The 25,246-nt window shown below is 58.3% G+C and carries 36 protein-coding genes and 2 tRNA genes; 29 read left to right on the forward strand and 9 right to left on the reverse strand.

Annotated features, from left to right (window positions below):
• The first annotated feature begins 16 nt into the window (after positions 1-16).
• The 4 genes from bamC (at position 17) to F8N85_RS22230 (ending at position 2,810) form a co-directional block, all read left to right on the forward strand.
• On the forward strand, positions 17-1,132 hold the full coding sequence (gene bamC / locus F8N85_RS22215; RefSeq protein ID WP_150805662.1) for an outer membrane protein assembly factor BamC: 1,116 nt from the start codon (positions 17-19) through the stop codon (positions 1,130-1,132).
• 4 nt (positions 1,133-1,136) lie between these two features.
• Positions 1,137-1,895 carry an MBL fold metallo-hydrolase gene (locus F8N85_RS22220; RefSeq protein WP_150805663.1) on the forward strand — a complete coding sequence of 253 codons (759 nt, stop codon included), beginning with the start codon at positions 1,137-1,139 and terminating at the stop codon, positions 1,893-1,895.
• Between the two features lie 28 nt (positions 1,896-1,923).
• A complete protein-coding gene (gene purC / locus F8N85_RS22225) occupies positions 1,924-2,637 on the forward strand; it encodes a phosphoribosylaminoimidazolesuccinocarboxamide synthase (protein ID WP_150805664.1) in 714 nt (237 codons plus the stop codon).
• A gap of 83 nt (positions 2,638-2,720) precedes the next feature.
• Positions 2,721-2,810: transfer RNA gene (locus F8N85_RS22230), tRNA-Ser, on the forward strand.
• Between the two features lie 111 nt (positions 2,811-2,921).
• On the opposite strand, the gene F8N85_RS22235 is transcribed toward F8N85_RS22230, so the two are convergent.
• The 9 genes from F8N85_RS22235 to F8N85_RS22275 all read right to left on the reverse strand — a co-directional run bounded on the left by F8N85_RS22235 (position 2,922) and on the right by F8N85_RS22275 (position 7,993).
• Positions 2,922-4,139: a site-specific integrase gene (locus F8N85_RS22235; protein WP_150805665.1), complete on the reverse strand. Its 1,218-nt coding sequence runs from the start codon at positions 4,137-4,139 to the stop codon at positions 2,922-2,924.
• Positions 4,136-4,351, reverse strand: coding sequence for an excisionase family protein (gene xisR / locus F8N85_RS22240; RefSeq protein ID WP_150805666.1), 216 nt, complete (start codon positions 4,349-4,351; stop codon positions 4,136-4,138). The genes F8N85_RS22235 and xisR overlap by 4 nt, the downstream gene beginning before the upstream one ends.
• A 53-nt stretch (positions 4,352-4,404) precedes the next feature.
• A complete protein-coding gene (locus F8N85_RS22245) occupies positions 4,405-4,758 on the reverse strand; it encodes a hypothetical protein (protein ID WP_150805667.1) in 354 nt (117 codons plus the stop codon).
• Positions 4,751-5,803, reverse strand: a complete 1,053-nt coding sequence (locus tag F8N85_RS22250; protein ID WP_224795727.1) for a hypothetical protein — start codon at positions 5,801-5,803, stop codon at positions 4,751-4,753. The genes F8N85_RS22245 and F8N85_RS22250 overlap by 8 nt, the downstream gene beginning before the upstream one ends.
• Positions 5,793-5,996 carry a hypothetical protein gene (locus tag F8N85_RS22255; protein ID WP_150805668.1) on the reverse strand — a complete coding sequence of 68 codons (204 nt, stop codon included), beginning with the start codon at positions 5,994-5,996 and terminating at the stop codon, positions 5,793-5,795. The genes F8N85_RS22250 and F8N85_RS22255 overlap by 11 nt, the downstream gene beginning before the upstream one ends.
• Entirely contained in the window at positions 5,993-6,256 is a 264-nt protein-coding gene (locus tag F8N85_RS22260; protein ID WP_224795728.1) for a hypothetical protein, read from the reverse strand. The genes F8N85_RS22255 and F8N85_RS22260 overlap by 4 nt, the downstream gene beginning before the upstream one ends.
• Positions 6,244-6,693, reverse strand: coding sequence for a carbon storage regulator (locus F8N85_RS35615; RefSeq protein ID WP_150805669.1), 450 nt, complete (start codon positions 6,691-6,693; stop codon positions 6,244-6,246). Before F8N85_RS35615 ends, F8N85_RS22260 begins: the two co-directional genes overlap by 13 nt.
• An 81-nt stretch (positions 6,694-6,774) precedes the next feature.
• On the reverse strand, positions 6,775-7,161 hold the full coding sequence (locus F8N85_RS22270) for a LuxR C-terminal-related transcriptional regulator (RefSeq protein ID WP_150805670.1): 387 nt from the start codon (positions 7,159-7,161) through the stop codon (positions 6,775-6,777).
• 142 nt (positions 7,162-7,303) lie between these two features.
• Positions 7,304-7,993: an XRE family transcriptional regulator gene (locus F8N85_RS22275; protein ID WP_150805671.1), complete on the reverse strand. Its 690-nt coding sequence runs from the start codon at positions 7,991-7,993 to the stop codon at positions 7,304-7,306.
• 104 nt (positions 7,994-8,097) lie between these two features.
• Here F8N85_RS22275 and F8N85_RS22280 point away from each other — a divergent pair, with 104 nt between their 5' ends.
• The 25 genes from F8N85_RS22280 (at position 8,098) to F8N85_RS22415 (ending at position 25,210) form a co-directional block, all read left to right on the forward strand.
• Positions 8,098-8,409: a transcriptional regulator gene (locus F8N85_RS22280; RefSeq protein WP_150805672.1), complete on the forward strand. Its 312-nt coding sequence runs from the start codon at positions 8,098-8,100 to the stop codon at positions 8,407-8,409.
• On the forward strand, positions 8,406-8,618 hold the full coding sequence (locus F8N85_RS22285) for a Cro/CI family transcriptional regulator (RefSeq protein ID WP_150805673.1): 213 nt from the start codon (positions 8,406-8,408) through the stop codon (positions 8,616-8,618). Before F8N85_RS22280 ends, F8N85_RS22285 begins: the two co-directional genes overlap by 4 nt.
• Before the next feature lie 193 nt (positions 8,619-8,811).
• Positions 8,812-9,201, forward strand: a complete 390-nt coding sequence (locus tag F8N85_RS22290; RefSeq protein WP_150805674.1) for a hypothetical protein — start codon at positions 8,812-8,814, stop codon at positions 9,199-9,201.
• Positions 9,198-9,491, forward strand: coding sequence for a hypothetical protein (locus F8N85_RS22295; RefSeq protein ID WP_150805675.1), 294 nt, complete (start codon positions 9,198-9,200; stop codon positions 9,489-9,491). The genes F8N85_RS22290 and F8N85_RS22295 overlap by 4 nt, the downstream gene beginning before the upstream one ends.
• A complete protein-coding gene (locus F8N85_RS22300; RefSeq protein ID WP_150805676.1) occupies positions 9,488-9,784 on the forward strand; it encodes a hypothetical protein in 297 nt (98 codons plus the stop codon). The genes F8N85_RS22295 and F8N85_RS22300 overlap by 4 nt, the downstream gene beginning before the upstream one ends.
• The gene (locus tag F8N85_RS22305; RefSeq protein WP_150805677.1) at positions 9,781-10,128 is read left to right on the forward strand and encodes a hypothetical protein; all 348 of its coding nucleotides are present in this window, start codon (positions 9,781-9,783) and stop codon (positions 10,126-10,128) included. Before F8N85_RS22300 ends, F8N85_RS22305 begins: the two co-directional genes overlap by 4 nt.
• The gene (locus tag F8N85_RS35075) at positions 10,125-10,880 is read left to right on the forward strand and encodes a Rha family transcriptional regulator (protein ID WP_224795729.1); all 756 of its coding nucleotides are present in this window, start codon (positions 10,125-10,127) and stop codon (positions 10,878-10,880) included. Before F8N85_RS22305 ends, F8N85_RS35075 begins: the two co-directional genes overlap by 4 nt.
• On the forward strand, positions 10,874-11,497 hold the full coding sequence (locus F8N85_RS22315; RefSeq protein WP_150805678.1) for a hypothetical protein: 624 nt from the start codon (positions 10,874-10,876) through the stop codon (positions 11,495-11,497). The genes F8N85_RS35075 and F8N85_RS22315 overlap by 7 nt, the downstream gene beginning before the upstream one ends.
• On the forward strand, positions 11,494-11,721 hold the full coding sequence (locus tag F8N85_RS22320) for a hypothetical protein (RefSeq protein ID WP_150805679.1): 228 nt from the start codon (positions 11,494-11,496) through the stop codon (positions 11,719-11,721). Before F8N85_RS22315 ends, F8N85_RS22320 begins: the two co-directional genes overlap by 4 nt.
• Positions 11,721-12,716 (forward strand): hypothetical protein, encoded by a 996-nt coding sequence (locus F8N85_RS35080; RefSeq protein WP_224795730.1) that lies wholly within the window; start codon positions 11,721-11,723, stop codon positions 12,714-12,716. Before F8N85_RS22320 ends, F8N85_RS35080 begins: the two co-directional genes overlap by 1 nt.
• Positions 12,700-13,497: an ATP-binding protein gene (locus F8N85_RS22335; RefSeq protein WP_150805680.1), complete on the forward strand. Its 798-nt coding sequence runs from the start codon at positions 12,700-12,702 to the stop codon at positions 13,495-13,497. Before F8N85_RS35080 ends, F8N85_RS22335 begins: the two co-directional genes overlap by 17 nt.
• Complete coding sequence (locus tag F8N85_RS22340; RefSeq protein WP_150805681.1) at positions 13,494-14,891, forward strand: replicative DNA helicase; 1,398 nt, start codon at positions 13,494-13,496, stop codon at positions 14,889-14,891. Before F8N85_RS22335 ends, F8N85_RS22340 begins: the two co-directional genes overlap by 4 nt.
• Positions 14,884-15,183, forward strand: coding sequence for a hypothetical protein (locus tag F8N85_RS22345; RefSeq protein ID WP_150805682.1), 300 nt, complete (start codon positions 14,884-14,886; stop codon positions 15,181-15,183). The genes F8N85_RS22340 and F8N85_RS22345 overlap by 8 nt, the downstream gene beginning before the upstream one ends.
• On the forward strand, positions 15,183-15,728 hold the full coding sequence (locus F8N85_RS22350; protein ID WP_150805683.1) for a hypothetical protein: 546 nt from the start codon (positions 15,183-15,185) through the stop codon (positions 15,726-15,728). Before F8N85_RS22345 ends, F8N85_RS22350 begins: the two co-directional genes overlap by 1 nt.
• Positions 15,729-15,879: 151 nt before the next feature.
• A complete protein-coding gene (locus F8N85_RS22355; RefSeq protein ID WP_150805684.1) occupies positions 15,880-16,347 on the forward strand; it encodes a hypothetical protein in 468 nt (155 codons plus the stop codon).
• A gap of 218 nt (positions 16,348-16,565) precedes the next feature.
• Positions 16,566-16,641, forward strand: a tRNA-Thr gene (locus F8N85_RS22360).
• 824 nt (positions 16,642-17,465) lie between these two features.
• Complete coding sequence (locus F8N85_RS22370) at positions 17,466-17,789, forward strand: phage holin family protein (RefSeq protein ID WP_150805686.1); 324 nt, start codon at positions 17,466-17,468, stop codon at positions 17,787-17,789.
• Between the two features lie 595 nt (positions 17,790-18,384).
• A complete protein-coding gene (locus tag F8N85_RS22380; RefSeq protein ID WP_150805687.1) occupies positions 18,385-18,798 on the forward strand; it encodes a hypothetical protein in 414 nt (137 codons plus the stop codon).
• Positions 18,791-19,033: a hypothetical protein gene (locus tag F8N85_RS22385; protein ID WP_150805688.1), complete on the forward strand. Its 243-nt coding sequence runs from the start codon at positions 18,791-18,793 to the stop codon at positions 19,031-19,033. Before F8N85_RS22380 ends, F8N85_RS22385 begins: the two co-directional genes overlap by 8 nt.
• A gap of 3 nt (positions 19,034-19,036) precedes the next feature.
• The gene (locus tag F8N85_RS22390; RefSeq protein WP_150805689.1) at positions 19,037-19,366 is read left to right on the forward strand and encodes an HNH endonuclease; all 330 of its coding nucleotides are present in this window, start codon (positions 19,037-19,039) and stop codon (positions 19,364-19,366) included.
• Positions 19,367-19,521: 155 nt separating this feature from the next.
• Entirely contained in the window at positions 19,522-19,998 is a 477-nt protein-coding gene (locus F8N85_RS22395; protein WP_150805690.1) for a terminase small subunit, read from the forward strand.
• Positions 19,999-21,681 carry a terminase large subunit gene (locus F8N85_RS22400; protein ID WP_150805691.1) on the forward strand — a complete coding sequence of 561 codons (1,683 nt, stop codon included), beginning with the start codon at positions 19,999-20,001 and terminating at the stop codon, positions 21,679-21,681. It abuts the gene before it with no gap.
• Positions 21,681-23,111: a phage portal protein gene (locus F8N85_RS22405; protein WP_150805692.1), complete on the forward strand. Its 1,431-nt coding sequence runs from the start codon at positions 21,681-21,683 to the stop codon at positions 23,109-23,111. The genes F8N85_RS22400 and F8N85_RS22405 overlap by 1 nt, the downstream gene beginning before the upstream one ends.
• Before the next feature lie 2 nt (positions 23,112-23,113).
• Entirely contained in the window at positions 23,114-23,998 is an 885-nt protein-coding gene (locus F8N85_RS22410) for a head maturation protease, ClpP-related (protein ID WP_150805693.1), read from the forward strand.
• Between the two features lie 3 nt (positions 23,999-24,001).
• Positions 24,002-25,210, forward strand: a complete 1,209-nt coding sequence (locus tag F8N85_RS22415) for a phage major capsid protein (protein WP_150805694.1) — start codon at positions 24,002-24,004, stop codon at positions 25,208-25,210.
• Positions 25,211-25,246 lie beyond the last annotated feature (36 nt).

The following is a 25,246-nucleotide window of genomic DNA, read 5'->3' on the forward strand; positions in this document are numbered from 1 at the left end:
TGAGGAAGTACTACGCATGAAGCGAATGGCCGGACTTTCCGCACTTGCCTTGATTATCTCCAGCACCAGTGGCTGTGGGTGGCTTTGGGGCCCGGAAGGTTACTTCCGCGACCGTGGCAGCGACTACCTGGAGGCGCAACAGACTGCGCCGATGCAATTGCCACCGGATGTCAGCACTTCCAAGCGCCTCGACCCGCTGTTGCCGATCCCGCGTAACGTGGCCGACGATAGCGTCAAGGGCGAATACCAAGTGCCGCGTCCGCAGCCGTTGACGGCCAGCGCCGATGCCAGCGCCTACAGCCTGCAGAAAACCGGCGAGTCGCGCTGGGTCACGGCGCAGCGTCCGCCCGCGGAAGTCTGGCCAGTGGCCGTGCAGTTCTTCCAGGACAACGGTTTCCGCCTTGACGAACAACGCCCGCAGACCGGCGAGTTCACCACCACGTGGCAGCGCTCCGACGAGCTCTCCGCGTCGATGGCCAAACGCCTGGGCAGCACCACAACGGCGTCCGACAACGAATTGCGGGTACGGGTCCGGATCGAGCCAGGTGTGCAGCGCAACACCAGTGAAGTCTATGTGGTCAGTGCCGAGCGTCCTGCCGGCAGTACCGCCAATACCGAATTCACCAACCGCTCGGTCAACACCGGGCTGGACGCCGCGCTGGTCGATGAAATGCTCGCGAGCATGAGCCGTATCTCCGAGAAGGGCGGTTCGGTCTCCCTGTTGGCCGCACGTGATTTCGATACGCCTAACCGTGTCAGCCTCACTGAGGACGGCAGCGGCAACGTGGTGCTTAACCTCGGTGAAGACCTCGATCGCGCCTGGTCGAGTGTCGGTCGCGCGCTGGAGCAGGGCGAATGGCGGGTTGAAGACATCAACCGCAGTCTGGGCCTGTACTACATCAACCTCGCTGAAAAAGCCGAGACCAAAGACAACGAGCCAGGTTTCTTCGGCAAACTGTTTGGCAGCAAACCGGCGAAAGAAGAAGTTGAAGCCCGCGCCGAGCGTTATCAGGTTCGCCTGAGCAAGGTGGGCGACACCGTGCAAGTCACCGTCGAGAAAAACATCAACACCGTTGCGCCGCCAGAAGTGGCTCGCAAAGTGTTGAGCGTGATTCAGGACAACCTGGGCTGATCACATGCGTTTTGCCGTTCTCGGCAGTGGTAGCCAAGGGAATGGCACGCTGATAGCCAGTAATGACACGTACATTCTGGTGGATTGTGGTTTCTCCCTGCGCGAAACCGAGCGACGCCTGCTGCGTCTGGGTGTAAGCCCGACGCAGCTGAGCGCGATTCTGGTCACCCATGAACATGCCGACCACGTGCATGGCGTGGGTTTGCTGTCTCGGCGCTACAATCTACCGGTCTACCTCAGTCGCGGTACCTTGCGCGGGATGCGCAAACCGGTTGAACCCGCGGCTTTTCTGGCCGGTGGCGAGCAATTGCAGATCGGCTCGTTGAGCATCGGCGTGATTGCCGTAGCTCATGATGCACAGGAGCCGACGCAGTATGTGTTCAGCGACGGTGAGCGGCGTTTTGGCCTGTTGACCGACCTGGGTTCGTATTGCAACAAGGTGCTGGACGGCTATCGGGACCTCGATGCGTTGATGATCGAGTCCAATCATTGCCGTGACATGCTGGCTCGCGGTCACTACCCGTACTTCTTGAAGCAGCGGGTAGGCGGTGAACTGGGACATTTGAACAACCACCAGGCGGCATTCCTGGTGTCCGAGTTGGGCTGGCAAGGCCTGCAACACCTGGTCCTGGCCCATCTGAGCAGCAAGAACAACCTGCCGCAGCTGGCCCGGCAATGTTTTGTCGACACCCTTGGGTGCGACCCGGACTGGCTGCAACTGGCCGATCAAGATTCAGGGCTCGACTGGCGACATATCGCCTAGCCCACCTACTTAGCAAGCGGAGCCCATCATGGAAAAACGTGAAGAACTCTACCGCGGCAAAGCCAAATCGGTTTACAAGACCGACGACGCTGACCGCTTGATCCTGCTGTTTCGCAACGACACCTCGGCGTTCGACGGCAAGCGCATCGAGCAGCTCGACCGCAAAGGCATGGTGAACAACAAGTTCAACGCCTTCATCATGCAGAAACTCGAAGAAGCCGGCGTGCCGACCCAATTCGACAAACTGCTGGGCGACAACGAATGCCTGGTGAAGAAACTCGACATGATCCCGGTCGAGTGCGTCGTGCGTAACTACGCCGCCGGCAGCCTGGTCAAACGCCTGGGCGTCGAAGAAGGCATCAAGCTCGAGCCTTACACCTTCGAACTGTTCCTCAAGGACGACGCCAAGGGCGACCCGTTCATCAACGAATCCCACGTCGTGGCATTCGGTTGGGGCACGGCCGAGCAACTGGTGCGCATGAAAGAACTGTCGCTCAAGGTCAACGAAGTGCTGAGCAAACTGTTCGACGATGCAGGCCTCTTGTTGGTCGACTTCAAACTTGAATTCGGTGTGTTCCACGACGGCACCATCGTCCTGGGCGACGAATTCAGCCCGGACGGCTGCCGCCTGTGGGACAAGGATACCCGCAAGAAAATGGACAAAGACCGCTTCCGCCAGGGCCTCGGTGACGTTATCGAAGCCTACGAAGAAGTCGCCAAACGTCTGGGCGTACCGCTTTAACCGACGCAAGCGACTGATAGCACGGAAAAATTTTGCTCAGGGGCTTCGCTTCTGGCAAAGGTGCTGTTATGATGCGCGCCGTTGGAGAGATGCCAGAGTGGCCGAATGGGACGGATTCGAAATCCGTTGTACCTTCACCGGTACCTAGGGTTCGAATCCCTATCTCTCCGCCATTATTGAATAAGACTAAGCCCCTGTAATCGTTGAAGATTACAGGGGCTTTTTCGTTTCTGTCATATTGTTTAGGGCATTTTTAGGGCATAAACCATGCCCTACATGCCGCTCTAGTCCGCTCTAAACCCCAACATTTTCGACACGATACCCGCCATGCTCTTGGTGTCCTTCGGTATCCATCTTCCGTAATGTTTCCTCACCATCGTTGTATCTGCATGCCCGAGCTGTCGGGCCACCCACTCAACTGGGACATAACTCGACAGCATCTGGCTGGCAAATGTGTGGCGACACTGGTTGGCGCCTCTATGGCGGACTTCCGCCTTTTTGAGATGGGCGGTAAACCAGTTGCTCAATGTTTTTCCGCTCCAGAGCAATCCACTGGTGGAGCTGCGAAAAAGAAACCTGACTTTCATCTTCTTCGAGGAGATGTTGTCGCGCTGGATCACCGTGATCTCAACGGGGGGTGCTTCTTTGGCTGCGGCTACAATCCCCCTCATCAGTTCGAGCGCGGGATCTATCAGTTCGATGGCCCTCACCCTGGAGCGTTCTTTGGGGACTTTGAATTCGCCGACTACCAGTGCCCGCCGGACGTGCACTAGGCCGGCATCAAGGTCGATATCTTCAACGGCAAGTGCGATGACTTCGGATAGCGATAGTCCGGCCCAGCAATTGAACTCGATCATTCTGGCATCGGCGCGCCGGGCGGGATCTGCTCTGCCGATCAATTCGATCTCAGCGCGGCTGAACGGGTCAGCGTGTTCTAGGTCCGCATCCGATCCCACGTTGCTGATCCTGTCGAGCGGGTTAGCCTTCAGGATTCCGTCCCCGAAGGCGTCGGCCCAGACCCCGCGGACAACGGTGAAAATATCGTTCACTGTCTTGGGTGCTAAGCCTTGCTTGAGTAGTTGCGCTTGAAACAACTCAATGTCGCTTTTACTGATGTCGACGATCCGGTACTTCCCGAACTTATTTGCAACGTGCACAGCTTTGCTCACGTAGTTGACTACTGTGCTCGATGCTTTAAGCGCTCGCTGGACCTCTAGCCATCGGTCAATGCCTTCCTTTACGGTGCGCTTCGTCGATGCTCCGCCGGTGCCGCAGAACATTGCTGCACGTGGCGAGTTGGGGAAGTGGGCTGCGTAGTCGAAGCGGCTCTCCTTTATTTCAGCAAGGATCGTCCGGCGCTTGTTGTCGGCATACGCAATAGACGCTTTGTTGACCTTGACGATTCCGTCAAGAGGCTCCCTGCAGCGCTGCCCGTTAAAGATGAACCAGATCCGCAATTGCTTGCCGTTCATCTCGACGCCGGTCGGCATCTTGCCTGTCATGGCTTGCCTTCCATCCAGCGCTCAATCGCGGCACGGTTGTAAACGATGACGTTGGCCGGGTCCCAGCGCCATTGTTTGCCTTCCAGCCATAGGCCTTTGGCTCGGTATTTGCGGACAGCCTCGGTGCTGAGTCCGAACACCGGGTACAGCAACTCCTGGCGGAACCAGGCACCTGGGGTGATTTGAAAATCGATCTTCTCTGCTGCTGCCATGATGGCTACCTTTGGGTGTGACTATTCAGGCGTCGCATATGACACGACACGTTTTAATCATTGCTGGACCGTGTCGCGACATGCCCCGTCGTTGCTCGAGCTGGAAAAGCCTCTCCCTCCCACTTTCCGGCCATGCCTCGAATGCCGCCATGCTGGTAGTGCGGCTTTCGCGGCTTGATTTCGAACAGAGTTGTGCAGGCTTTGAACAGCTCAGACTCGCCTACGATCGACTCAAGCGCTGTGCACTCGGTAGCATTGAGCTTTACCCAGCCTTCCTTTACACCGCTGTACTGGCTGGTTTTGCTCAAGGCGAAGCGTCTTCCACCGCCAGTGGAGGATCCGGTCGACACCTGGTTGACGTAAAAGGCCACGCCCTCAAAGCGCACCCGCAGGATTGTCTTAGCCACGGCGCACCCCCGATATCAGGTTGCGAGCGATGGCGATCAGTTGGCCATGCTCAATGCTGTCTGCGTAAGCTGCATAGTCAAGAACCTGTTGCGCTTCCTTGTCGTTCTGAGGCGGGATGACCGCAAGCAGGCCTTCCACGAACCATTCCCGGGCAATCGCTTCATGCATGCCGTCGCCCCATTCGCCAGCGGCATTACGCAGCCTGTATAGGTGCTGCCAGTAGGCGAGTTCGTGCAGACAGTCGGAAAGCGTGTGCGGCATAAGGTCGGCGCGCTTCCGGAATCGCTTGGATACCTCAGTCTTGTCGTTGTTGATGTAGTCTTTGAACCCCTTGCAACGCTTAAGGGCCTTTTCGCAGAACTGCTCAGCCGACGTGTCCTGCCAGATCGTGTCACCGCCGAACCGCGCTTCAGCTTCGACCTTGAGACGAAGCGTCTCGATTGAATTGGCGGCCAGGCTTTCTAGATCGCCAAACCCGAACGATGCGAACGTAGCGAAAAAATGCCCCGGATTGGCCTCGCTGAGGTGATGGCTATACCGCTTCTCCAGGTCTTTCATTGGCGTGGTTATCTTCTTTGCCGCTTCCATAGCCGCCGCGATTGGGCCGGGTTGACCGGTCCTGATTACTTCGCGAAGCCAGAGCACCGCGTCGACTTCTTTGTCGCCCGTGACAGACTGCTGTGACGGCAGCACCTGAACAGATGGCAGCGTCTCGGAGCTAGCCCGGATCGGTGGCAGAGTGAAGAGGGCGCGGTGGACTTCGTTGTCCTCGATCAACTCTGCCTCCGGGACAGAATAGAAGTAGTGCGGCTGGCCGCCGATATCGAGCGTGCAAGCGTTGTGGTCTGCAGACAGGCTGAACAGATAAGGGTGGCCCTGGAATTCATCTTCCATTGCTACGCGTGCCGCCTGCATTGCGTTAAGCATGAACCCTGGCTCTTTCATCGAGCACGCATGGAGATAGCCGTGGTATGCCTCAAGGCCTGCGGATAACACGGCTTCTTCCCTCTCTGCCCTGATAGTGATTTGAGGATCATTCGGCATCGTCACGCTCTCCCGACTCGGCCACGGCGCGCAGCTTCAGCGCGACACCGCAGGCGTTGGCCAGTGAAGTGAGTTGCCCCACGGTGGTTTCGGGGTTCTGCAGGGCCTGGCCGAAACGGATCAGGCGATCCCCTAGCCTGCTCAGGTCATTCCCTATGTGAAGCCGTGTCCCAGCGTGTGTGTTTACGCTCATAGCTGAAACCTCTCATCCTGTGGGAGCGGGGCAGGGGTGGTCGCTGGGGTTGGTTGGTCCTCGCTGGCGGCACTGGTTTGCTGGCGCTGGAGCTGGGCGTCGGGCAGACAGCTGATGCCGCCCTGATTGACGCCTACGTAATGCCAGCAGGTGACGCTGCGAGCATCGTCATGGATTACGCGCACGCCCCAGGGCAGGCTGTCGGCACTGGCGCTACCAGCCATAGTCAGCAGCAGGGCGATAGCGATCATTGCTCGCATGGTTCGGCCTCCAGCTCACTCGAGTACGCTTTCATTGCCCGATCGATCTCGCTATCAAGGTCTTGCTCGATCAGCATGTTCTGGTGGCGATCACGCGGCACCAAGTCCTGGCGGGGAGTGTCGAATGCGACGTCACGCAACCAGCGATACCGTCGAGCATCGGCGGCCATCCGGACATGATCGTCGATGCAGAACTCTGCCTCTTGGTTGACGTTTTCGCCTTCGCGGGCAATTTGGTTGACTTGATGCGTGTCACCCGGTCGCTCCTGGCGCGGGTTGGCCAGCTTGCGAGCACGGATCTCCGCGCGGTCGACAGAGACTTCCTTCGGCGCTTCAATGGCGAGACGGACCTGGCTACCGCTGACGTTGCTGATGGTGACGCTGATGTCGTTCCCGATCAGAATGGCCTCGCCTATGTTTCGACTGAGAATAAGCACTGGTAAAACTCCTTTTTCAGGCAAGCCGATGGCCTGCCGCGTTGTTGGCTTTCGCAAAAATATGGGCTGGTTAGTTAGCGGTTACGCCGCCAATCGAATGTCGTCCATGCGACGGCCAGTCAGGCGCTGCTCCATCCGCCGCTCACCAACGCGTCTGTTCCGGATTCCTTGGTCGTCGCCGAGCACGGTATGTGCCGCAACTATGGCGATAAGGCCGATTGCAACCGGAGCAATGATCTGGCGCTTGAACGCCTCCATCACCAAACCCCGAACAGTTCGCACGCCAAGTTTGAAGCGAGCGTCGTCGAGTCGTTTAGAAACCGTGCCAGGGGCAACCCCCATCAACCGTGCGATCTCTTTGCAGGTCAAGTCGGCGGCGGCCCAGAGCGTAGCTTCCAGTTCGCGAGGAGCCAGGCCTTGGCCTAGGTTGCCCTGCCAAGCACCAGCGGTGATGGTTGATGTTGTCATGGTTCAGCTCCGTGCTTTTGTTAATAACATTTGTATGGGGCAATCATAACGTAGCTACCGAATCAGTCAATAACGAAAGTTATTTATTTTTCTCCTGGCGAAAAAAAACCGTCCTGAGACGGCTTCATGAACACACTTAGATCTAAATTTTCCCGCCTCGCCAAAGCACTTGGCCGAGGATGTTGATGGAGCTCAGAGCTTCGCCACTGAGCTTAAGCTCTGGATATCTGCCTTTGTCCGGATTATCAGAGGAGACGATCCATCCGCCGAATAGATCCGAAACTAGACGCTTTATGATGATGTCATCACCCGGCGTCATGACTGCGAACAGCTTACCGTTTCGAGGCTCCAGTTGGCTCCTGTCAACAAGGAGCGCGTCCCCAGCTGACATTGTGGGCTCGTTCGAGTCGTCGGGAGCGTAGATTACCCGCAGATTACTAGCGTCCAACCCCTCGCGCTTCAGCCATGACTTTTTAAACGCAAGCCCCGCAGATACTTCAGATTCATCACCCGGCCCGTTCCTAGATGAAAAAGTAGCCGTCAGAAGGTCGATCACAGCATAAGGGTCGGCGGGAGGCCGCTGTACAGAGATGGGCCCTTCGACCATAGGATTAGCACCGGTAAATAGCCACTCTGGCCTGACCCCGACCGCTTTCGCCACACTCACTAAGTGACGAGAGTTCTCATTCCGCCCTGATTCTAGATGCTGAATGGAAACCTGGCTCAATCCCGCTCGTTCCGCGACTTGAGACTGGCTCAAGCCGAGCAGGAGCCGCGCGGCTCTTAATCGCGTTCCGACAGTTTCGGATTTTTGTTGATCATCGTTATTCATAACGAAAGCCTATAGCGGGTGTTATTGAGAGGCAAATAACATTTGTTTGACTAGTGGATAACATGAGTTATTATCTGCCGCATTCCCATATGAGGACGTGAGCGATGAGCTGCGTTGAAACCCCACTCGAAGCGGCTGTGCGGATCGCTGGAAGCCAGGCCGAGCTTGCAAGGCGCTGCGACACGAGTCAGCCAAGAATTTGGCAATGTCTCAACCGCAACCGGATCGTTCCCGCTGATCTTGTTTTGCCAATTGAGCGGGCTACCGGAGTCTCGCGTCATCACTTGCGTCCGGACTTGTATCCCTCGTCTGAGCTGTCGCCCACCTTGGAGCGAACGATAACCGTGCAATTGAGCCGTAAACAGTCGTTCGATTCCGCTGTGAATCCATCCAGTATCCAAGGCGCAGCGTCATGACCGCCCATTCCGCAATCGAAGCTGGCCATATCAACATTACCCTTGCTGAATTCATCGAGCAGAAAGGTCGCACGAATGCAGCCATCTTGATCGGCTGCACAGGACCGGCACTGTTAAAAGCGGTGATCGCAGGTCGGGCAATTTCAGTGGAGTTGGCGGAAGACGGAACCGTGAGGGCGACCGAAACAAAAGCTTTTCCCGCCCGTTAGCGAGTGTGGGGAGGGGTGCGGATAAGTACCGGATACCTGACGTATTCTTATGACACTGGCTGTAAATACAGCGGTTTAGAGATTTAACCGATGACTGTCACCGACAAAAAAGAGCAACAAAGCGCGGACCCCCCATAGCGGTAGCCTTGCTCTACATCTGACTTTCTGAATCCCAGAAAGCAGAAAACCCGCTATGGAGGCGGGTTCTCAATCGGCACTTGCTTCAACAAGTGCTTTGTTACTCATCGTCTTCTGGAAGGACGAAACAATGTCGCACCCAAAAAATAGCACCAGTAAAGCCCTAGCGCAAGTAGCAGTCACCCAGCCTTTTGAGGTGGTTGACCATATGAAAGACGAATTTCTACAAGTTCGCCACGACGTCGCCGTAACTGACGCCCTGGAGCTAAGTTCGGCCCGGCTATCCGAAGTCCTGCTTTTCATTCGCGACCATACGGACGAAGAGTCCGGACTTAGAAATAGCGGAGTCCATCTGATCCAAGAGCATCTTGCCGGGGCTAAAGCTCTGCTTGATTCGTCGGTGAACGGGATCATCGCTGCTCAGCGAGCCGGAGGTGCCCAATGACCACTCCAGCCCGCACCGCAGAGAAAATCGCAGCTGATGCAATAGCAACTCTTGGCTGCGTCCGTAACCAGCTGGAAATCTTTGGCGCTCAATTCCGAGCCATCAAGGACGCAGCTGTCGAGGATGCATCCTTGCTCGCCATTCTCGGTGCCACAAGCGCCTGCGACTGGGAAAATCATTTGGACGCTGAGGAGTCGCGGCTTCGCGAAGAGCTCGCCGAATTCGAAGCCGCGACACAAAACGCTGTATCCGAAATCGTGTCGCGTACTTCGACGGAGGGGCGGCCATGAGTACTTCACTGTCACTCATCGACCTTGATGTTATTGAGGGTGAAGTCTTGTGCGACGTGCTCGTCAGTCCCGAAGACATGGCTCGCACGAACGAAGCCCGCGCCGCCTTTAAAGAGCTTAGGTCGATCCTGCTCGCACAAGTCGTTCCAGCGCTCGGCGGCTTCGGCCATCCGCTCTCGACCGAGATCGAGCGCCATCTCGAGATGGTTACCTTTCGCAGCCACAACTTCCTGTGGCCACATCGTCACGCTGGCGCGGCACATGACGCGATTGATGCAGGAGGCTTCCAATGACCGCCACCATCGCAAAGTCAGCTCGCAAGCCAATCCCAAAATCCAAACGCCCACTTCCAAGTTCGCCTTGGCGGCTATACGGCTCATTCAACGCTGGCTGCATTAAACGCCCGTCTGCGCTCGAAGTGATCGACGAGTTCCTGCGACGTACCGAGCTTACTGTCGACCCCGCACAGAAGCTCGCACAAGCGCAGCGCGTGATAGGCGCATTGATGGCGCTGCACGCGTTCGATGCCGAAGGGGCCAGTTCCGCCGACATCCACCAATACGTCTTCGGCCGCCTTTCCGTTCTCACAGGTGAGACGCCTGAAGCCCTCGTTACCATGGCAGGAGTCGCGATATGAGCATCGTCATCATCAAAGACGGCGATGCCGTCACGCCAACAACAGCCATCGCGGCCGGTACGGAGAACGAGCACGCGAGCGTTATCAAGCTTGTTCGCACGTATCAGGCCGATCTCGAAGAGTTCGGAAGGGTGCTATTTGAGGTCGAACCCTTTGAGACCGCTGGCGGAGTGCAGTCGCGCGAGATAGCGCTTCTGACTGAGCCCCAAGCCACGCTCCTGCTGACCTTCATGCGCAATACGGACATCGTCCGGGCATTCAAGAAAAAGCTGGTGCGCGAGTTCTGGGAAATGGTCAGGGAGCGCAACAAACCCGCGCCCACCTCGGCCTTGCCGCAGGACTACATCCAGGCCCTGGAGCACCTGCTCGACTCAAAGCGCTCCGAGCAGTTGGCTATCGAGCAACGTGACCATGCTGTTGCAACCAAGGCCGAGATCGGCTCCCGCCGCGAAGCGACCGCAATGGCCACCGCCAGCGCCGCCGTTCGCGAATCTCGCCAGCTTAAGGAGCAGCTGGGCCTGGGCATCACCCAGGCGACCATCCTCGCCGTCGAGAAGGCTCTCGGCCGCAAGTTCGGCGCTAGTGGCTGGCGCCCGCTCAAGAAGTGGTGCGAAGCCCGCTCCATCAAAGCTCCCCGCGTCAACCATCCCACCTTCGGCTGGGTTATCGCCTGGCCCGCTGGCGCCTGGCTGCACGCTTATCAAATTGAACTGGCTGACCTTTTTGGCGCCGATGGAGAATTCGCATGCTAAAAATGACCGTTGAAATCGCCCGCAAAATCGCCGACATCAGCGCTAAACCCGGCGTATCGAACCGTACGCAATTCATTTTGGTTCTGCACGCAGTTAGAAACCTCGTTCGCCACCGCAAAGAGATACGGCATGAGCGCAACGTGTTCCGGCGCGAGGCCGCGATACTTGAGGCGTGCACGCCATCCGCGGCCCCCCAGATAGAAGAGCTCAAATCCAAGGCCAGAAGCCACCGAGCGGAAGAGTTTGACGGCAATAAGCAGGTGTTGATCGGTATGGGCAACATGCTGCTTCACGATCGCGAAGGCTCGTATGACTCGCTCGGCTTTGATGCCGTCTGCGACTTGATTGGCGTGAACCCTGTCCACCGCGCAGGCATTGATCTGCGCGGGGGCAGTCGTGGCCTGGCCGAACTGATTTACGTGTCTCGAATGGAAAACAGCTCAGGTCCTAATCCGGACGGCTGGGGTGAGGGTGGCCCGCTGTACGAAGCTTGTTTTGCGGCTACCTGCCACTGGATACGCACAGCTCCCAAAGAGGACTTGCCTGATCTTTTCGGCCCTGGCTCGCCGTTCTACGGTGCAAAGCTGGTGGAAGTGAAAGCGGGGGTGCTCCATTGAACGCCATCCGACCTCACACCCCCCCCCAGGAGCTCGGTACAGCCCCGGTAATCGCCGGGCCATGGCCGAGCTACACCAACTGCCGTCACCTGCCCAAGCGCGACCGCTGGGAGATCTATGCCTTGGCGAAAGCCGGTCGGCTGGCGCTGCAAGATCGGGGAATCGTCATGGATGAGCTCTACGACGACTTTGTCCGCCGCGTGACCGGGGAGCTCGATATCTGATGGCCCGCATTCGCACAATCAAGCCAGAGTTCTGGACCAGTGAGCAGGTTATGGAGTGTCGGCCCCTGGCGCGCCTCCTGTTCATCGGCATCTGGAACTTCTGCGATGACGGCGGTAATCATCCGGCGTCAGAGAAGACCATCAAGGCCCAGGTGTTTCCGGGTGACGACATCGACTCGACTAGCGTTCGACTACTCCTCGACGAGCTATCGAATAACGATCTTTTGTCGTTCTACGACCATTCTGGCAAGACATACCTTCACGTCAACGGATGGCGCCACCAGAAGATAGACAAGCCGACCATCAAGTTTCCTGCATTTGCGAATTCTGAGGCGTCCGCAAGCCGCAGGACGTCGAAGGCTGTTTCAAGCGAAGCAGTAAAACCGGGGCTTTCAGGTGATTTTATAAGCGATCAGTCGTCGCCCACTCATGTAGCGGTAGGCGATAACTCGTCGAGCGCTAGCGTAGCCCTCACCCCCGGAAGGGAAGGGGAAGGGATAGGTAAAGGAGAAGAGATAAATCAAGAGCATGTCCTCCAAGGCTCCGCCTCGGAAGACGTGCCTCTGGAAAATGACCTGGAGGAACCGGAAGCGAAAAGCCCCTTCGATCCTGATCAACCCGCTTTACCGAATGTCGAGCCAGGCGCTAAGCCGACCAGGATGCGCAAACCAGATCCGCTGGATGGGTTCGACCAGTTCTATCGGATGTACCCCCGCAAGCATAAGCGTGCCGATGCCGAGAAGGCCTGGGGCAAGCTTGCTCCGAACAGTGAGCTCCAGACCACAATGGTTATCGCTCTCGGGCACCACTGCCTGCAGCCGGAGTGGCGCAAGGACGGCGGGCAATTCATCCCGCTGCCTGCGTCTTGGATTAACGGCCGGCGCTGGGAGGACGAGCTGACGCCAGCTACCGCCTCCAAGGCCTCGGCCTACACCAACCTGCCAACCCACACCCCCGACATGTACCAAGGAGGCGCAAATGGCCCAGCGTTCTAATTTCAGCCGCCAGCCTGAGCTGCGCACCTTCACCAGCGAATGCCCTGTTCACGGCCTGGTTGATCGCTCCGAGGTCGAGCAGTTCGACGGCTCGATGCTGGTTCGCCCCTGCAAGAAATGCCAGTGGCAGGCCCTCCGCGTGGAGCCAGTAGGCAGTGATGCGCACATTCAGGCCTTGGATCACGTCATCGCCGAACGCGTCAACAGCGCGCTTGTGGGCTCTGGAATCACTCCTCGGTTCGCTGGAAGCATGTTTGCCAATTACCGCGCCACAAGCTCGGCCATGACCCAGGCCCTGGCGATCTGCCAGGGATACGCCGATAACTTCGACGATCACTACCGTGATGGTCGGAACCTGTTGCTGTGCGGCAACCTCGGTACCGGGAAAACGCACTTGGCCAGCAGCATTGTTCAGCAGGTCATTCGCAAGCTGGGCGCCGTTGCGGTTATCACGTCGGCGGCCGAGATTATCCGGGTGTTCAAGCGGTCGATGGATCGCAATGCCGGGTACACCGAGGGTGAGGTGATCTCTGAGCTGGCCGACGTCGACTTGTTGGTCATCGACGAGGTTGGGGCCCAGGCCGGTACCGCCTACGAGCTGGGAGTGCTGCATGAGGTGATCGACAAGAGGTATCAGTTGATCAGGCCTACGGTGGTCGTCTCCAACTTGGATGCCAAGGGCCTCGGCCAATACATTGGCGAGCGAGCTCTCGACCGGCTGCGCGAGAACAAGGCGTTGCTGGCCGGGTTCACTTGGACCTCTGAGCGGAGGCGCGCATGAGCCAGGAGACTCCGTTCTATCGGTCAGAGTCAGAGCAGGGCGTCCTCGGCGCAATCATGCTGGCCTCGCTCCAGGGTGACACCGGAATGGTCGAGGATATCGTCTCGCAGATGACCTCGGGCGACTTCTGGCACCAGGACAACGCAGCACTGTTCGACGCCATACACGATTGTCTGGGTCGGGATATGCCGGTGGATGCGGTGACGGTCGGCTCGGTCCAACGGCTATTGCCGAGCGGGCAAACCACCATGGCCTACGCCGCCACCCTGTGCCGTGACGTGCCATCCACTGCTAACTGGAGGGCTTACGTCCGCCAAGTCAAGCAGTGGGCGGTCCTGCGCCAGTTCAAGGACATGGGCGAGATCGTCATCGATGGCGTTGCCGATGATCTTCCTGCGGACGATATCCTCGACGCTTGCCACCAGGCGCTGGCTGACCTGCGCGACCTGCAGAGTGGCGGGAAGGTCGGCTACAAGCGTATGGCCGACGTGCTGCCGAAAGTCCTCGACACCATGGATGACGTGCTGAACGACAAGGCGCCGCCGAAGCTTTCCACCGGCCTCACAGACTTGGACAAGCTGATTGGCTTCCTGCGACCCAAGTCCATGGTCGTGATCGCCGGACGACCTGGCAGCGGCAAGACCATGCTCGGGCTGCAGATCGTCAATAACATCGCCATCCGCGGCGCCGGGGTGGGCCTGATCATCAGTTTGGAGATGGGCGAAGAGGAGTTGACCGTCCGGACTATCGCCTCTCAGGGCGGGATCGATCTGCGCCGGATGGAGGAGGTCAAGTGCCTGGACCAGGAGGAGTGGACCCGTATCGGGATGGCGGCGGGAAAGATCAAGGGTGCCGAGCTTTATCTGAACGACACCCCGGGCCTGACGATGTCAGGGATTCGCTCGGAGGCCCTCAAGCTTCAGCGGGAGCGCGGCCTCGACATCCTGATGGTCGACTACCTGGGGCTGGTGGGTGCCGACGGCAAGACCATGAACCGCAGTGAGGCCGTCGCGAAGATCTCGATCTCGATGAAGAACCTGAGCAAGGAGCTGGGCGTACCAGTACTGGTGCTGGCGCAACTGAACCGCAACCCGGCAAGCCGGCCCGGTAAGAAGCCGCAAGCCAGTGACCTGCGCGACTCTGGACAGGTCGAGCAGGACGCCGACGCGGTGATCCTGGTGCATCACGATCCTGAATCAGAAATGGGCGAGCAGGGCGTCACCGAGTTGATATTGGACAAAGGCCGGCAGGCGCCACCCGGGTCGTGCCTGGTTCAGCGGCAGGGGCAATTCGCCCGCTTCGTCAATTTTGCAGGTCGAGAGCCAACGCAGGAGGAGGTCGAAGCAAATCGCCCCTTCGCAGGTCGAGCTAAGGGGAGCAAAACTTATGAGTAACGCGACAGCGGCATTGCCGCGCAAGAGCTTGATGGAGCATGAGCGTAAGTTCCTGAAGATCTCAGGGGAGGGCCTGGCCCAGGAGAAAGTCGGTGGCGCCGCCGCTATGGCCTGTCTGCTGGACATGGTCGCCAGTTGGCACGCTACCCGGATGAGCATCGAGTTCGGGGATTACTGCAAGCGCTGGGTAGCCGAAGGGAACGCCAAGAGCAAACCCGCCGACCGCCTGCTGCGCAATCTGCTGGGTCTCGACGACAATCCACCGCCACGCCGAATCCGGAGAGCTGCTTGATGAGCGTTTATCGTGATGCCGCACATTGCATAAGCCGGGTCATGTCGATCGAGATCCATGACGGGACCAAGAAAGCGTCATGGCAACGCCATTACAAGGCAAGTTTTGATGACGAGCTTCCGGGGCGATCGGTAAGTGACGACCTGTCCCCGGAGGAGCGATTGACTCAGGACTCGATGACCCGGGCGACCATCAAGCGGGCATTGCCTGAGGTTCAGTGGCAGGCGCTGGTAGGCAAGTACTCGATCAACCAGAACGAGGTGAGGGCCGCTGCTGCATTCCTCACGCCTCGGGTGGTCAGTCCAGCACACCAGTTGTTCAAGACGAAGTCCGTGATGGCGTGGATGGTTCCCGAGCGGCGCAATAGCCTGCCAGCATCGTTCTATGTCCTTCACAGCTGGGACGCGGACGGGACACCCGACAGGACGCTGCGGCGCTGGAGGACAATCACCAGGCGATGGCTCGACGACCAAGTGAGTGCAGCGCACCTGTCGGTGGAGGCGTTGTTGGAGGAGCGCGGTCTTTTACATCAACTGGCCGCTTGACTGTGGCCAAGTGACCACGTAGATTTCCAACCTGCGGTTTGGTGCATCACAGGATGACCACCAGACAAAGAAAGCCCGGCCATTGTGTCGGGCTTTTTGTTTTTCTCATGCTATGGCAATCTGCCACTTTCGCAAAAATGGAAGCGGTTCGATGTCGAAGTTTGATGAAATTCAAAAGCAATATATTTCGCTGCGCGATGCCGAAGACGCCTACTGGGAAAAGCTTGATACAGCCCGCGAAACAGTTCGGACGGGATTTGCTGATTACCTCGGCGTTGCCGCTGACGAGAAGGTGGGCCTCTCTGGAGAACCTCGCATTTGGTTTGGAGGGAAATTAAATTTTTCTGGTAAGTCTGGGCACGAAACGGAGCGGGAATCCAACGAGCTTGTATTCACATTGAACCTGATTTTGGATCGAGCAGACCGGTCTTTTCCGCCAAACACTCTGAAATTTCGGTGCCGTCTCAAGTACGCCGCTGAGAACTTCATGATCCACTTAGTGGACTCGGAAAAAAGCTATTTCACCGCCAAGAGCGACTTCACTCCTTTTTACGAATACATGTACGCAGAAGGGCAAAAACGGCTTTCTGTATTTGTCCAGCCGTTCAGCGTCGATTGAGCGACACATGCGAAGTCCAACGCTAATCGGGTAGAAACCGGTTAGCCGGGCACACAGCCCGCGATCAGCGATTTGTACTGATCCGTGACGCATTTAAAGCCCAGCATAACGCTGGGTTTTTTGTTTCTGGAAGGTGGCGCTCAGAGGTGGGCAATCCGGTTTGAACCCGGAGCTGCTGGAAACGGTAAGGGTTCGACTCCTTCGCCTTCCGCCAATTCGCCGTCATAGCTCAGTTGGCAGAGCGGCTGCCTTGTAAGTAGCGGGTCAAGGGTTCGATTCCTTTTGACGGCACCAATTACCAAAAACCCTCAGAGTCTCTGATCATCCAGCTCATCGAAGACGCGCAAGCACTGCGGGTGCAAGGCCCTCAATCCGAGGCGGTTATCCAGCCACGCATTCAATTCATAGAGCGCCACGCGCACAGCGCAGGGGTAATCCTCTAGGGCTGCGAGCAAGCTCTGCCGAGCGCCGTCAGTGGACTCAATATCTCTGGTTTGAATGTATTGCGTAATGAAATGCTCAATACCGCAGTGCTCTGACGATGACAGATAGATCTGGCCTAGCTTCGTTGAGCGGTTTGTAGCGAGAGAGGGCATCCATGATTCCTTACTTGTGCGTGTTGAGACTTCAGCTACCGATTAATGCGGTCCCGGCGCGAGCGGGAAAATGCGGGGCGAATAATACTTATGTCCATGCGTCGCGTGCGTATAGCATGGCGCCATCATCGACGAACGGTGTACGACTTTCGTCTAATCTGTTGCGGCGATATGCCGCAGTCAATGCGTTTCAGGGCTGACCGCTCACTCATTCAGAGCCTCGCATTGCGCGGGGCTTTTTCGTTTTTGTTGTTGACCACAGCCAGGGTGGCCCTCGGGAATGCCTGGACACCGATAAGCCGGTAGTACGGTGGTGCGATAAACACCGGCAGTTAGCGTGCTCTTGCTCCATCACTCTGGAGTGGCGCTGACGGACAGGAGGGGAAAGACCCTCACACCTATTTCAAGGGCTCGCCATATCGGTGGGCCTTTTTCGTTTTCGGCCCCGCCACACCCGTCGCTCTAAGCCGGGAGTGCTGTGGGGGCCGAACCTATTACTCTCCCCGCAAGGGAGGACAGCGGATGAAACTCATGCCGGAAAAAGACCCGTCGTTCTGGGTGTTGGTGCTGACCGCCCTGAGAGAGAACGGCTTAGCCATGGGGCTGACCTTCGCCCTGACATGGCTCCGCATTCAGTACGACGGCAAGGAGACCAAGCCTTTTCGCCAGCTGATTGAAGCGTTGCTTGGATCGCTGATCGTGATGGTGGTCGGGCTGACGGTTAAGGAGTTCGGCTTCAGCATTGCCTGGTCATTCGCCACCGCCGGCTTCCTGGGCATCCTCGGTGTCGAGTACGCACGTCAGCTGGCCAAGCGCTGGGCCGAACGCAAGGCAGACGAGATCTAGGTCGCGACACGTTTCGTGAATCAGCAAATTGTGTCGCGGACTGCGGCTCGAACTTTCACTCAGATATTGGGCAGTTACTCCAACCGACCGAAGTTAGTATTTGCACCGCGTTACGCCTTTCGCACTCTGCCTGCGCTTCTGCCTTGGTGGGGTAAGTAGGCTGCAAGCGCTGCTTATCTCGATTGTCGTAGATACTGAAGCTGACCGCAGCCGTCCAAGAACTGCGCTTTCCGCAGCGAACTGATCCGGTCCCGATAGGGATCGCAGGCACAACCACGTATCTCGGGAGCATCTGCGCCTCTCTGAGCAAAGTTGAGCGAAGTTCTATTTTAGTTGTACGCATTTGAGCTAATTAATAGTAGCAACGATTGCCAAGCCTGCTGATCCATTTAGCAAAGGTGAGGCTGACCAAAAAGAACTGGTCAGTCTCAACCCCCCGGCTACCCGTCATTCCCAATGATCATGCCGGAGACAGCGACCACGCTGGTGCCCTGGCATTCGTAAGGGCCATCTGGCCGAGCGCAACTGTTGAGTGAGCTTAATGAATAACCATCGCCCACCCTTTCGCAACCCATCAGCCAGTCCGGAGAGCGCAATGAGCCAACCCGATAACGAGCATGTCGTTCGACGCAATAGCGCCGCCCAGGCTGTGGAGTTCAGTGTTGAGGTCCGGCAGGCCATGATTCTGCTTGAAGGCTTGATCAACACCGGTGACCTCGTGCTTGTACCCGATCAGTACATAGGCAACCGGCTAATGTTTCGTCCTGCCTGCCGCGCACCTGCAGTTGAGACTGTCACTGCCACTCTGGGCGAAGTCGTCGGCTTTAGTCTCGATCCGCTGGAACAGGCCATTGAATCAACGGTGCGGATGCTGCGCGAAGAAGCAACCAGCCTGTTGCCTGATGTCACGGGCGACACACTGGCTGCCATGGCTGTATATGGCCGCATGGTCAATCACCTCGACGCACTGCTGGCTGAGCAGCTGAAGCGAGTGACTGCTCATGGGTAGCGCCATCTCAGAGGCCGACTACTTCAGCCAGGAGCACGTCCATACCATGGCTGATGGGCGAGGTCCGCGCCGAGTGTTCATCGATGGTGCTGAGTGCGATGTTGTCACTTACGCCGACACCAAGCTGGGTATTGCCGTCATGGCCAACCAACCGCTGCGGGTATTGCCTGGCACTGAGTACATTGACGAGAGCGTTGTGATGGGTGACATCCGCGTCGAGCCAATGGAGGGCTGACTCATGACTCGATTGAAGTCTTTAGGTAATCGGGTCGGCACGCAAGACAACAAGCTGCCGATCATGCAGCCAGGGTCTTGGCGCACCGACAAGACGTCATCCAGCCAGCGAGGCTACACGTACGCATGGCAGAAGGCGCGGGCTGGCCATCTGCGAAGCCATCCGCTGTGCGTCCTGTGCGAACGCGCTGGTCGCGTCACTGCTGCTGATGTAGTCGACCACAAAGAGCCGCACCGTGGCGACATGACGCTGTTCTGGGACCGCACCAACTGGCAATCGCTTTGCACCAACTGCCACTCCTCCGTGAAGCAGCGGGAAGAGCAGGGCGGCTGAATTAGGCATCTGCCCGAAGCCGCCAGAAATGATAAATATTCCCATCTGAAATGAGATCGATTCGCGGGGGGTGCCTCGAAAGTCTGGAGCCTTCTTGCTCTAGACCACTTGGGACCGCACGCGTAGTTTTTTTCCCTTTTTGAGGTTTTTTGTTAATGGCTTTAACACCTAAAAAGCGCGCATTCGCCGACGCTTTGAGGGGAGGTGCGTCCAATAAAGAAGCAGCGATTGCCGCTGGCTACAGCGCTTCCAGCGCATCTGCTGCCGGATCGAGGCTCGCGAAAGATCCGCATGTTTTGGCCGCACTGGCCACCGGCACCATTAACAAAAATGTTAAAGGCAAGTCGGCCGCCAAGCCTGTGACCAACGAGCAGCAAATAGCGCCTGAGGAATTTTCGGATGCCTCCAGCGGCGGCGCGCTCAAATTCTCTGACCCTGTTCAGTTCCTGCTCAAGAAAATGAACTCAGCCGCTGACGAAAAGCTACAGATCGACGCTGCCAAGGCGCTGCTGCCGTATCTGCACCAACGCAAAGGCGAGACCGGCAAAAAGGAAGAGAAGCTGGAGGCTGCGGAAAAGGCGGCCGCTGGGATGTACGGGACGGGCAAGCCGCCGCTCCGGTCGGTGAAGTAGATGGAGTGGACGACAGCCTGTCCTGACTGGGAGCGGCGGATACTTTCGCGCCAGTCCTTGATTCCGTTCCCGCCCCTTTTCAAATCAGAGGCCGACGCCGCGCTCGAGCTGTTCAAATCGTTGCGTGTCGTCGACGTGCCAGGTCAGCCCACCTTCGGGGAGTGCTGCGAGCAGTGGGTGTTCGATTTCGTCGCCGCAATCTTCGGCGCATACGACGCCGAGACCGGCAAGCAGATGATCCGGGAATACTTCCTGCTGATCAGCAAGAAGAACGCGAAATCGACGATTGCCGCCGGGATCATGGTCACCGCCCTGGTGCGCAACTGGCGCGACAACGAAGAGCTTTTGATTCTGGCGCCGACCATCGAGGTCGCCCAGAACAGTTACAAGCCCGCCGCCGCGATGGTGCGGGCCAATCCGGTTTTGGAAAAGATGCTGCACGTCCAGGATCACATCCGGACGATCACGCACCTGACCACCAAGGCTGCTCTCAAGGTCGTGGCGGCTGACTCCGACACGGTGTCCGGCAAAAAGTCCGGCAAGATCCTGGTTGATGAGCTTTGGGTGTTCGGCAAGCGGCCCAACGCCGATGCCATGCTCATGGAAGCCACGGGCGGCCAGATCTCGCGGGATGAAGGGTTCGTTATTTTCCTTTCAACCCAGAGCGATGAGCCGCCGGCGGGTGTGTTCAAGGAAAAGGTCGATTATTACCGCGACGTGCGGGACGGCAAGATCAAGGACAAAAAGTCGCTCGGGGTTCTGTATGAATTCCCGGCGGCAATGGTTGAGACCGAGGAGTACCTCAAGCCCGAAAACTTCTACGTCACCAACCCGAACATGGGGCGATCGGTCAGCCGTGAATGGCTGGAAGATCAGATGGTCAAGGAAGCCCAGAAGGAGCCAGGCGCTCAGCGGAAGTTTCTCGCCAAACATTTGAACGTCGAAATCGGCATGAACCTGCGGGCTAACCGGTGGGCCGGTGCCGAGTTCTGGATCAACCAGGCGAAAATCAAGCGGCTGTCGCTTGAGCTGCTGATCGAGCGGTGCGAAGTCATTGACGTCGGGATCGACGGCGGCGGCCTCGACGACTTGCTCGGCATGGCGGTTGTGGGGCGTGACGCGAAAACTCGCGAGTGGCTGGTCTGGACGCGGGCATGGGCTCACCCGACCGTGCTGGAGCGCCGCAAAAGTGAAGCGCCCCGGTTCCTCGACTTCGCCAAAGACGGCGATCTGATCCTGGTGGATTACATCGGCAAGGATGTTGAGGAAGTCGCTGAGCTGGTTTCGCTGATCTACGTGTCCGGGCTGCTGGACATGATCGGTGTCGACCCGGCCGGTGTGGGTGGAATTCTCGACGCGCTGATCGCGGCGGAAATCCCGAAAGAGATGGTCATCGGCATTTCCCAGGGCTGGAAGTTGGGCGGTTCGATTAAGACCGCCGAGCGCAAGTTGGCCGAGGGCGGCATCGTCCACGGTGGCCAGCCGATGATGTCCTGGTGCTGCGGCAACGCCAAGGTGGTGCCGGTCGGTAACTCGATCCTAATCACCAAGCAGGCGTCGGGCACTGCGAAAATTGACCCATTGATGGCCTTCTTCAACGCCGTGGCGCTAATGTCGCTGAACCCCATGGCGCGGGGCAACGTGGACGACTTCTTTGATAACCCAATAATGGCGGGCCTCTGATGGCGAGCAAAAAGAAACCGGGGCGGATTCGCTCCGCTCTCCAGAGCTGGCTCGGCGTCCCTGTTGGGCTCACCAGTGAAGCGTTTTGGCAGGAATGGTTTGGTACTTCCACCAGCGGGAAAAACGTCACCGTCGACGGCGCAGTGCGGCTTTCGACGGTCTGGGCCTGCGTCCGGCTGTTGTCCGAGTCGGTCTCGACTCTGCCGCTGAAACTTTACCGCCGCATGCCCGACGGATCGCGGGAATCTGCGAAGGATCACCCGCTTTTCCGAGTGTTGTGCCGTACGCCCAATGCGGAGATGACCCCGCAACGCTTCATGCTCATGGTGGTGGCGAGTATCTGCCTTCGCGGAAACGCCTTCATAGAGAAAAAATACATCGGCTCGCGGATCGTGGCGCTGGATCCACTGATGCCTCAGTGCATGACGGTCAAACGCCTGGCCAACGGCCGACTGAAGTACACCTACAGCGATAACGGGACAGAGCGGGACATTCCCGAAAAGAACCTGATGCACATTCGCGGTTTCGGCCTCGATGGTGTCTGCGGAATGTTGCCCGTGACGACTGGGCGTGACGTGATCGGCGCTGCGATGTCGGCCGAGGAAGCCGCGGCGAAGGTGTTTGCCAACGGCCTGCAGGCTTCTGGCTTTCTCACTGTTGAAGGCGGCGCTGCGCAGGGCTCTGGCACGCTCACCCCGAAACAGCGCGAGCAACTTCGGGCCAGCCTGGCGGCGTTCAGCAGCTCGAAGAACGCCGGCAAGACCATGGTGCTCGAAGCCGGCCTGAAGTACCAAAGCGTCACGATGAACCCGGAAGCCGCGCAGATGCTGGAAACCCGGGCGTTCAACGTCGAAGAAATCTGCCGCTGGTTTCGCGTACCACCGTTCATGGTCGGGCACATGGACAAGCAGAGCAGCTGGGCGGCCAGTGTCGAGGCGCAAAACCTGCACTTCCTGACCAACAGCCTGCGGCCGCTGCTGGTGAATATCGAGCAGGAAATCACGCGCTGCCTGATTGGCGATGCAGATGCCGATGAATTCTTCGCCGAGTTCTCCGTTGAGGGCTTGTTGCGTGCCGACAGTGCTGGCCGTGGTGCTTGGTACAACACGGCGCTGATGAATGGCTGGATGAGTCGCAACGAGGTTCGCCGGCTGGAAAATCTGCCGCCGATCCCGGGCGGGGACATTTTCACCGTCCAGGCGGCCATGGTGGCGCTGGAAAGCCTCGAGCAGGGGGCGGACATTTCCGCCAAGTTTAACCGCTTCATGTCCAAGGCGCTTACCGCGCACAAGGACGGTGACCGGGAGGCCACGCGGGAGCTGCTGAGCGATATCTGTGCAGCGCTCGATGGTGGCGACCCAGACGCGCCGACCATGGCCCACGCCCTTATCTCTATATCGCGCCTCAGCATCACTGAGCCCACGGAGTAACCATGACGATCAGAACACTGCCGGCGGCGCCGGCGGGTCGCCCGTGCGCGAGCGCTTCATCGGACCTCTTGCCGATGGCGCTTGAGCGTTGGAACCCGGACATTCGCGCCGCGACCGAAGAAGAGAACACCATCTCGATGTTCGATGCCGTCGGCTACGACTACTGGACTGGAGAAGGGGTGACCGCCAAGCGGGTCAGCGGGATTTTGCGATCCCTCAACGGCGCAGATGTCACCGTCAACATCAACTCGCCAGGCGGCGACATGTTTGAAGGCCTGGCGATCTACAACATCCTGCGCGAATACAAGGGCAAGGTGACCGTCAAGATTCTGGGTATTGCCGCCTCGGCCGCGTCCGTCATTGCGATGGCTGGCGATGAGATCCGAATGGGACTCGGCGCGTTCCTGATGATCCACAACTGCTGGGTCGGCATCGCGGCAAATCGGCTGGGTCTTCGTGAGATGGCCGACAGCCTTGAGCCGTTTGACAAGGCAATGGCTGACATCTACGCCGCGCGCACTGGCGACAATGTCGAAGCCATGCAAAAGCTGATGGATGCTGAAAGCTGGATCGGCGGCACTGATGCCGTCGAGCAGGGTTTCGCCGATGGTCTGCTGGATAGCGCCGAAGCCAAGGAGGGTGCCAAGGCATCAACGCCACAGCAAATTGCGGCCCACCGCCTGGACGTGATCCTGGCCAAGCAGGGCATGCCTCGCGCTGAGCGCCGGGCAATGATCCAAGAACTCAAAACCGGCACGCCCAGCGCTGCCGGCTCTGGTACGCCGAGCGCTACCGAACCAAAGGCCCTTCCGGCCGACGCCATTGCTGATCTCGAAAAGGCCCTTGCCTCGTTCAAGTCGGCAGCCTCAACTGTACCTGGAGTTTGACCCATGACCGATACAACCGAACTGCTCAAGAACGTCTCCGCCGAACTGGCCAAGGCGACCAGCGAGTTCAGCCAGAAGGCTGAGGCCGCACTGGGTGAAGCCAGAAAAGCGGGCACCTTGTCCGCGGAAACCAAGGCCGTCGTCGATGAGCTGGCGTTGAAATTCAACTCGCTGACCGAGGCTGAAAAGCAGCTGAAGTCGCAGCTGGGCGAAATCGAACAGGAGTTCGCTCGCCTGCCATCGCAAGCCACTGCACAGGCCCGCGACGGCCTGGGTGGGACGGTGGTGAAAAGCGAGGCACTGAAAGCGTTCGCTGCCAGCGTCGAAGGCGGCAAGCGCATCAACATCCCGGTGAATGCCGCTCTGCTGTCTACTGGCGTCGCAACCGGCGTAGTTGAGCCACAGCGCCTGCCCGGCATCGACGTGCAGCCAAAGCAGCGCCTGTTCATTCGCGACCTGATTGCGCCTGGCCGAACCGGTGCCCCTGCAATCTTCTGGGTGCAACAGACTGGCTTTACCAACGCCGCCCGCGTTGTCGCCGAGAACACTGCCAAGCCTTACAGCGACATTCAGTTCAACACCAAAATCACCCCGGTGACCACCATTGCGCACATGTTCAAGGCGGCCAAGCAGATCCTCGACGACTTCGCGCAGCTGCAGTCCACCGTCGACGTGGAAATGCGTTACGGCCTGAAATACGCAGAAGAGGGTGAAATCCTTTTCGGTGACGGTACTGGCGTACACCTGCCTGGCATCGTTCCGCAGGCGTCCGTTTACGATCCAGCGTTCGAGCCGGAAGGCATGACGCAGATCGATCAGTTGCGTTTGGCCATGCTGCAAGCGCAACTGGCTCGATTGCCCGCCAGTGGTCATGTCCTGCACTTCACTGACTGGGCCAAGATCGAGCTGACCAAAGACACCTTGGGTCGCTACATCATCGGTAATCCACTGAGTCTGGCTGGCCCAACCCTGTGGGGCTTGCCGGTCGTTGCTACCGAGCTGGCTGCATTCCTGGGCAAGTTCCTCACCGGTGCTTTCCAGGCTGGCGCGCAGATCTTCGATCGTGAAGAGGCCAACGTGGTCATTTCGACCGAAAACGTCGACGACTTCGAGAAAAACATGATCTCGATCCGCTGCGAAGAGCGCCTGGCGCTGGCGGTGAAGCGTCCTGAAGCGTTCATCTACGGCACCTTCGCCGTACCTGCGCCTTAACTCGGTTGAGGGCCGTCGATCTGGCGGCCCATTGGA

The sequence above is a fragment of the Pseudomonas fluorescens genome (assembly GCF_902497875.1).
Lineage (GTDB): Bacteria > Pseudomonadota > Gammaproteobacteria > Pseudomonadales > Pseudomonadaceae > Aquipseudomonas > Aquipseudomonas fluorescens_BR.

What these genes read in the sequence shown, in the direction of transcription:
- F8N85_RS22235 (WP_150805665.1), bottom strand. Translation starts at nt 4,139, where the DNA reads ATGACAGGCAAGATGCCGACCGGCGTCGAGATGAACGGCAAGCAATTG.
- F8N85_RS22285 (WP_150805673.1), top strand. Translation starts at nt 8,406, where the DNA reads ATGACCGCCCATTCCGCAATCGAAGCTGGCCATATCAACATTACCCTT.
- F8N85_RS22410 (WP_150805693.1), top strand. Translation starts at nt 23,114, where the DNA reads ATGACGATCAGAACACTGCCGGCGGCGCCGGCGGGTCGCCCGTGCGCG.
- F8N85_RS22400 (WP_150805691.1), top strand. Translation starts at nt 19,999, where the DNA reads ATGGAGTGGACGACAGCCTGTCCTGACTGGGAGCGGCGGATACTTTCG.
- F8N85_RS22275 (WP_150805671.1), bottom strand. Translation starts at nt 7,993, where the DNA reads ATGAATAACGATGATCAACAAAAATCCGAAACTGTCGGAACGCGATTA.
- F8N85_RS22350 (WP_150805683.1), top strand. Translation starts at nt 15,183, where the DNA reads ATGAGCGTTTATCGTGATGCCGCACATTGCATAAGCCGGGTCATGTCG.
- F8N85_RS35080 (WP_224795730.1), top strand. Translation starts at nt 11,721, where the DNA reads ATGGCCCGCATTCGCACAATCAAGCCAGAGTTCTGGACCAGTGAGCAG.
- F8N85_RS22220 (WP_150805663.1), top strand. Translation starts at nt 1,137, where the DNA reads ATGCGTTTTGCCGTTCTCGGCAGTGGTAGCCAAGGGAATGGCACGCTG.
- F8N85_RS35075 (WP_224795729.1), top strand. Translation starts at nt 10,125, where the DNA reads ATGAGCATCGTCATCATCAAAGACGGCGATGCCGTCACGCCAACAACA.
- F8N85_RS22405 (WP_150805692.1), top strand. Translation starts at nt 21,681, where the DNA reads ATGGCGAGCAAAAAGAAACCGGGGCGGATTCGCTCCGCTCTCCAGAGC.
- F8N85_RS22335 (WP_150805680.1), top strand. Translation starts at nt 12,700, where the DNA reads ATGGCCCAGCGTTCTAATTTCAGCCGCCAGCCTGAGCTGCGCACCTTC.
- F8N85_RS22300 (WP_150805676.1), top strand. Translation starts at nt 9,488, where the DNA reads ATGAGTACTTCACTGTCACTCATCGACCTTGATGTTATTGAGGGTGAA.
- F8N85_RS22295 (WP_150805675.1), top strand. Translation starts at nt 9,198, where the DNA reads ATGACCACTCCAGCCCGCACCGCAGAGAAAATCGCAGCTGATGCAATA.
- F8N85_RS22290 (WP_150805674.1), top strand. Translation starts at nt 8,812, where the DNA reads ATGGAGGCGGGTTCTCAATCGGCACTTGCTTCAACAAGTGCTTTGTTA.
- F8N85_RS22315 (WP_150805678.1), top strand. Translation starts at nt 10,874, where the DNA reads ATGCTAAAAATGACCGTTGAAATCGCCCGCAAAATCGCCGACATCAGC.
- F8N85_RS22370 (WP_150805686.1), top strand. Translation starts at nt 17,466, where the DNA reads ATGAAACTCATGCCGGAAAAAGACCCGTCGTTCTGGGTGTTGGTGCTG.
- F8N85_RS22305 (WP_150805677.1), top strand. Translation starts at nt 9,781, where the DNA reads ATGACCGCCACCATCGCAAAGTCAGCTCGCAAGCCAATCCCAAAATCC.
- F8N85_RS22280 (WP_150805672.1), top strand. Translation starts at nt 8,098, where the DNA reads ATGAGCTGCGTTGAAACCCCACTCGAAGCGGCTGTGCGGATCGCTGGA.
- F8N85_RS22270 (WP_150805670.1), bottom strand. Translation starts at nt 7,161, where the DNA reads ATGACAACATCAACCATCACCGCTGGTGCTTGGCAGGGCAACCTAGGC.
- F8N85_RS22250 (WP_224795727.1), bottom strand. Translation starts at nt 5,803, where the DNA reads ATGCCGAATGATCCTCAAATCACTATCAGGGCAGAGAGGGAAGAAGCC.
- F8N85_RS22395 (WP_150805690.1), top strand. Translation starts at nt 19,522, where the DNA reads ATGGCTTTAACACCTAAAAAGCGCGCATTCGCCGACGCTTTGAGGGGA.
- purC (WP_150805664.1), top strand. Translation starts at nt 1,924, where the DNA reads ATGGAAAAACGTGAAGAACTCTACCGCGGCAAAGCCAAATCGGTTTAC.
- F8N85_RS22390 (WP_150805689.1), top strand. Translation starts at nt 19,037, where the DNA reads ATGACTCGATTGAAGTCTTTAGGTAATCGGGTCGGCACGCAAGACAAC.
- F8N85_RS22355 (WP_150805684.1), top strand. Translation starts at nt 15,880, where the DNA reads ATGTCGAAGTTTGATGAAATTCAAAAGCAATATATTTCGCTGCGCGAT.
- F8N85_RS22255 (WP_150805668.1), bottom strand. Translation starts at nt 5,996, where the DNA reads ATGAGCGTAAACACACACGCTGGGACACGGCTTCACATAGGGAATGAC.
- F8N85_RS22385 (WP_150805688.1), top strand. Translation starts at nt 18,791, where the DNA reads ATGGGTAGCGCCATCTCAGAGGCCGACTACTTCAGCCAGGAGCACGTC.
- F8N85_RS22340 (WP_150805681.1), top strand. Translation starts at nt 13,494, where the DNA reads ATGAGCCAGGAGACTCCGTTCTATCGGTCAGAGTCAGAGCAGGGCGTC.
- F8N85_RS22345 (WP_150805682.1), top strand. Translation starts at nt 14,884, where the DNA reads ATGAGTAACGCGACAGCGGCATTGCCGCGCAAGAGCTTGATGGAGCAT.
- bamC (WP_150805662.1), top strand. Translation starts at nt 17, where the DNA reads ATGAAGCGAATGGCCGGACTTTCCGCACTTGCCTTGATTATCTCCAGC.
- F8N85_RS22415 (WP_150805694.1), top strand. Translation starts at nt 24,002, where the DNA reads ATGACCGATACAACCGAACTGCTCAAGAACGTCTCCGCCGAACTGGCC.
- xisR (WP_150805666.1), bottom strand. Translation starts at nt 4,351, where the DNA reads ATGGCAGCAGCAGAGAAGATCGATTTTCAAATCACCCCAGGTGCCTGG.
- F8N85_RS22380 (WP_150805687.1), top strand. Translation starts at nt 18,385, where the DNA reads ATGAGCCAACCCGATAACGAGCATGTCGTTCGACGCAATAGCGCCGCC.
- F8N85_RS22260 (WP_224795728.1), bottom strand. Translation starts at nt 6,256, where the DNA reads ATGCGAGCAATGATCGCTATCGCCCTGCTGCTGACTATGGCTGGTAGC.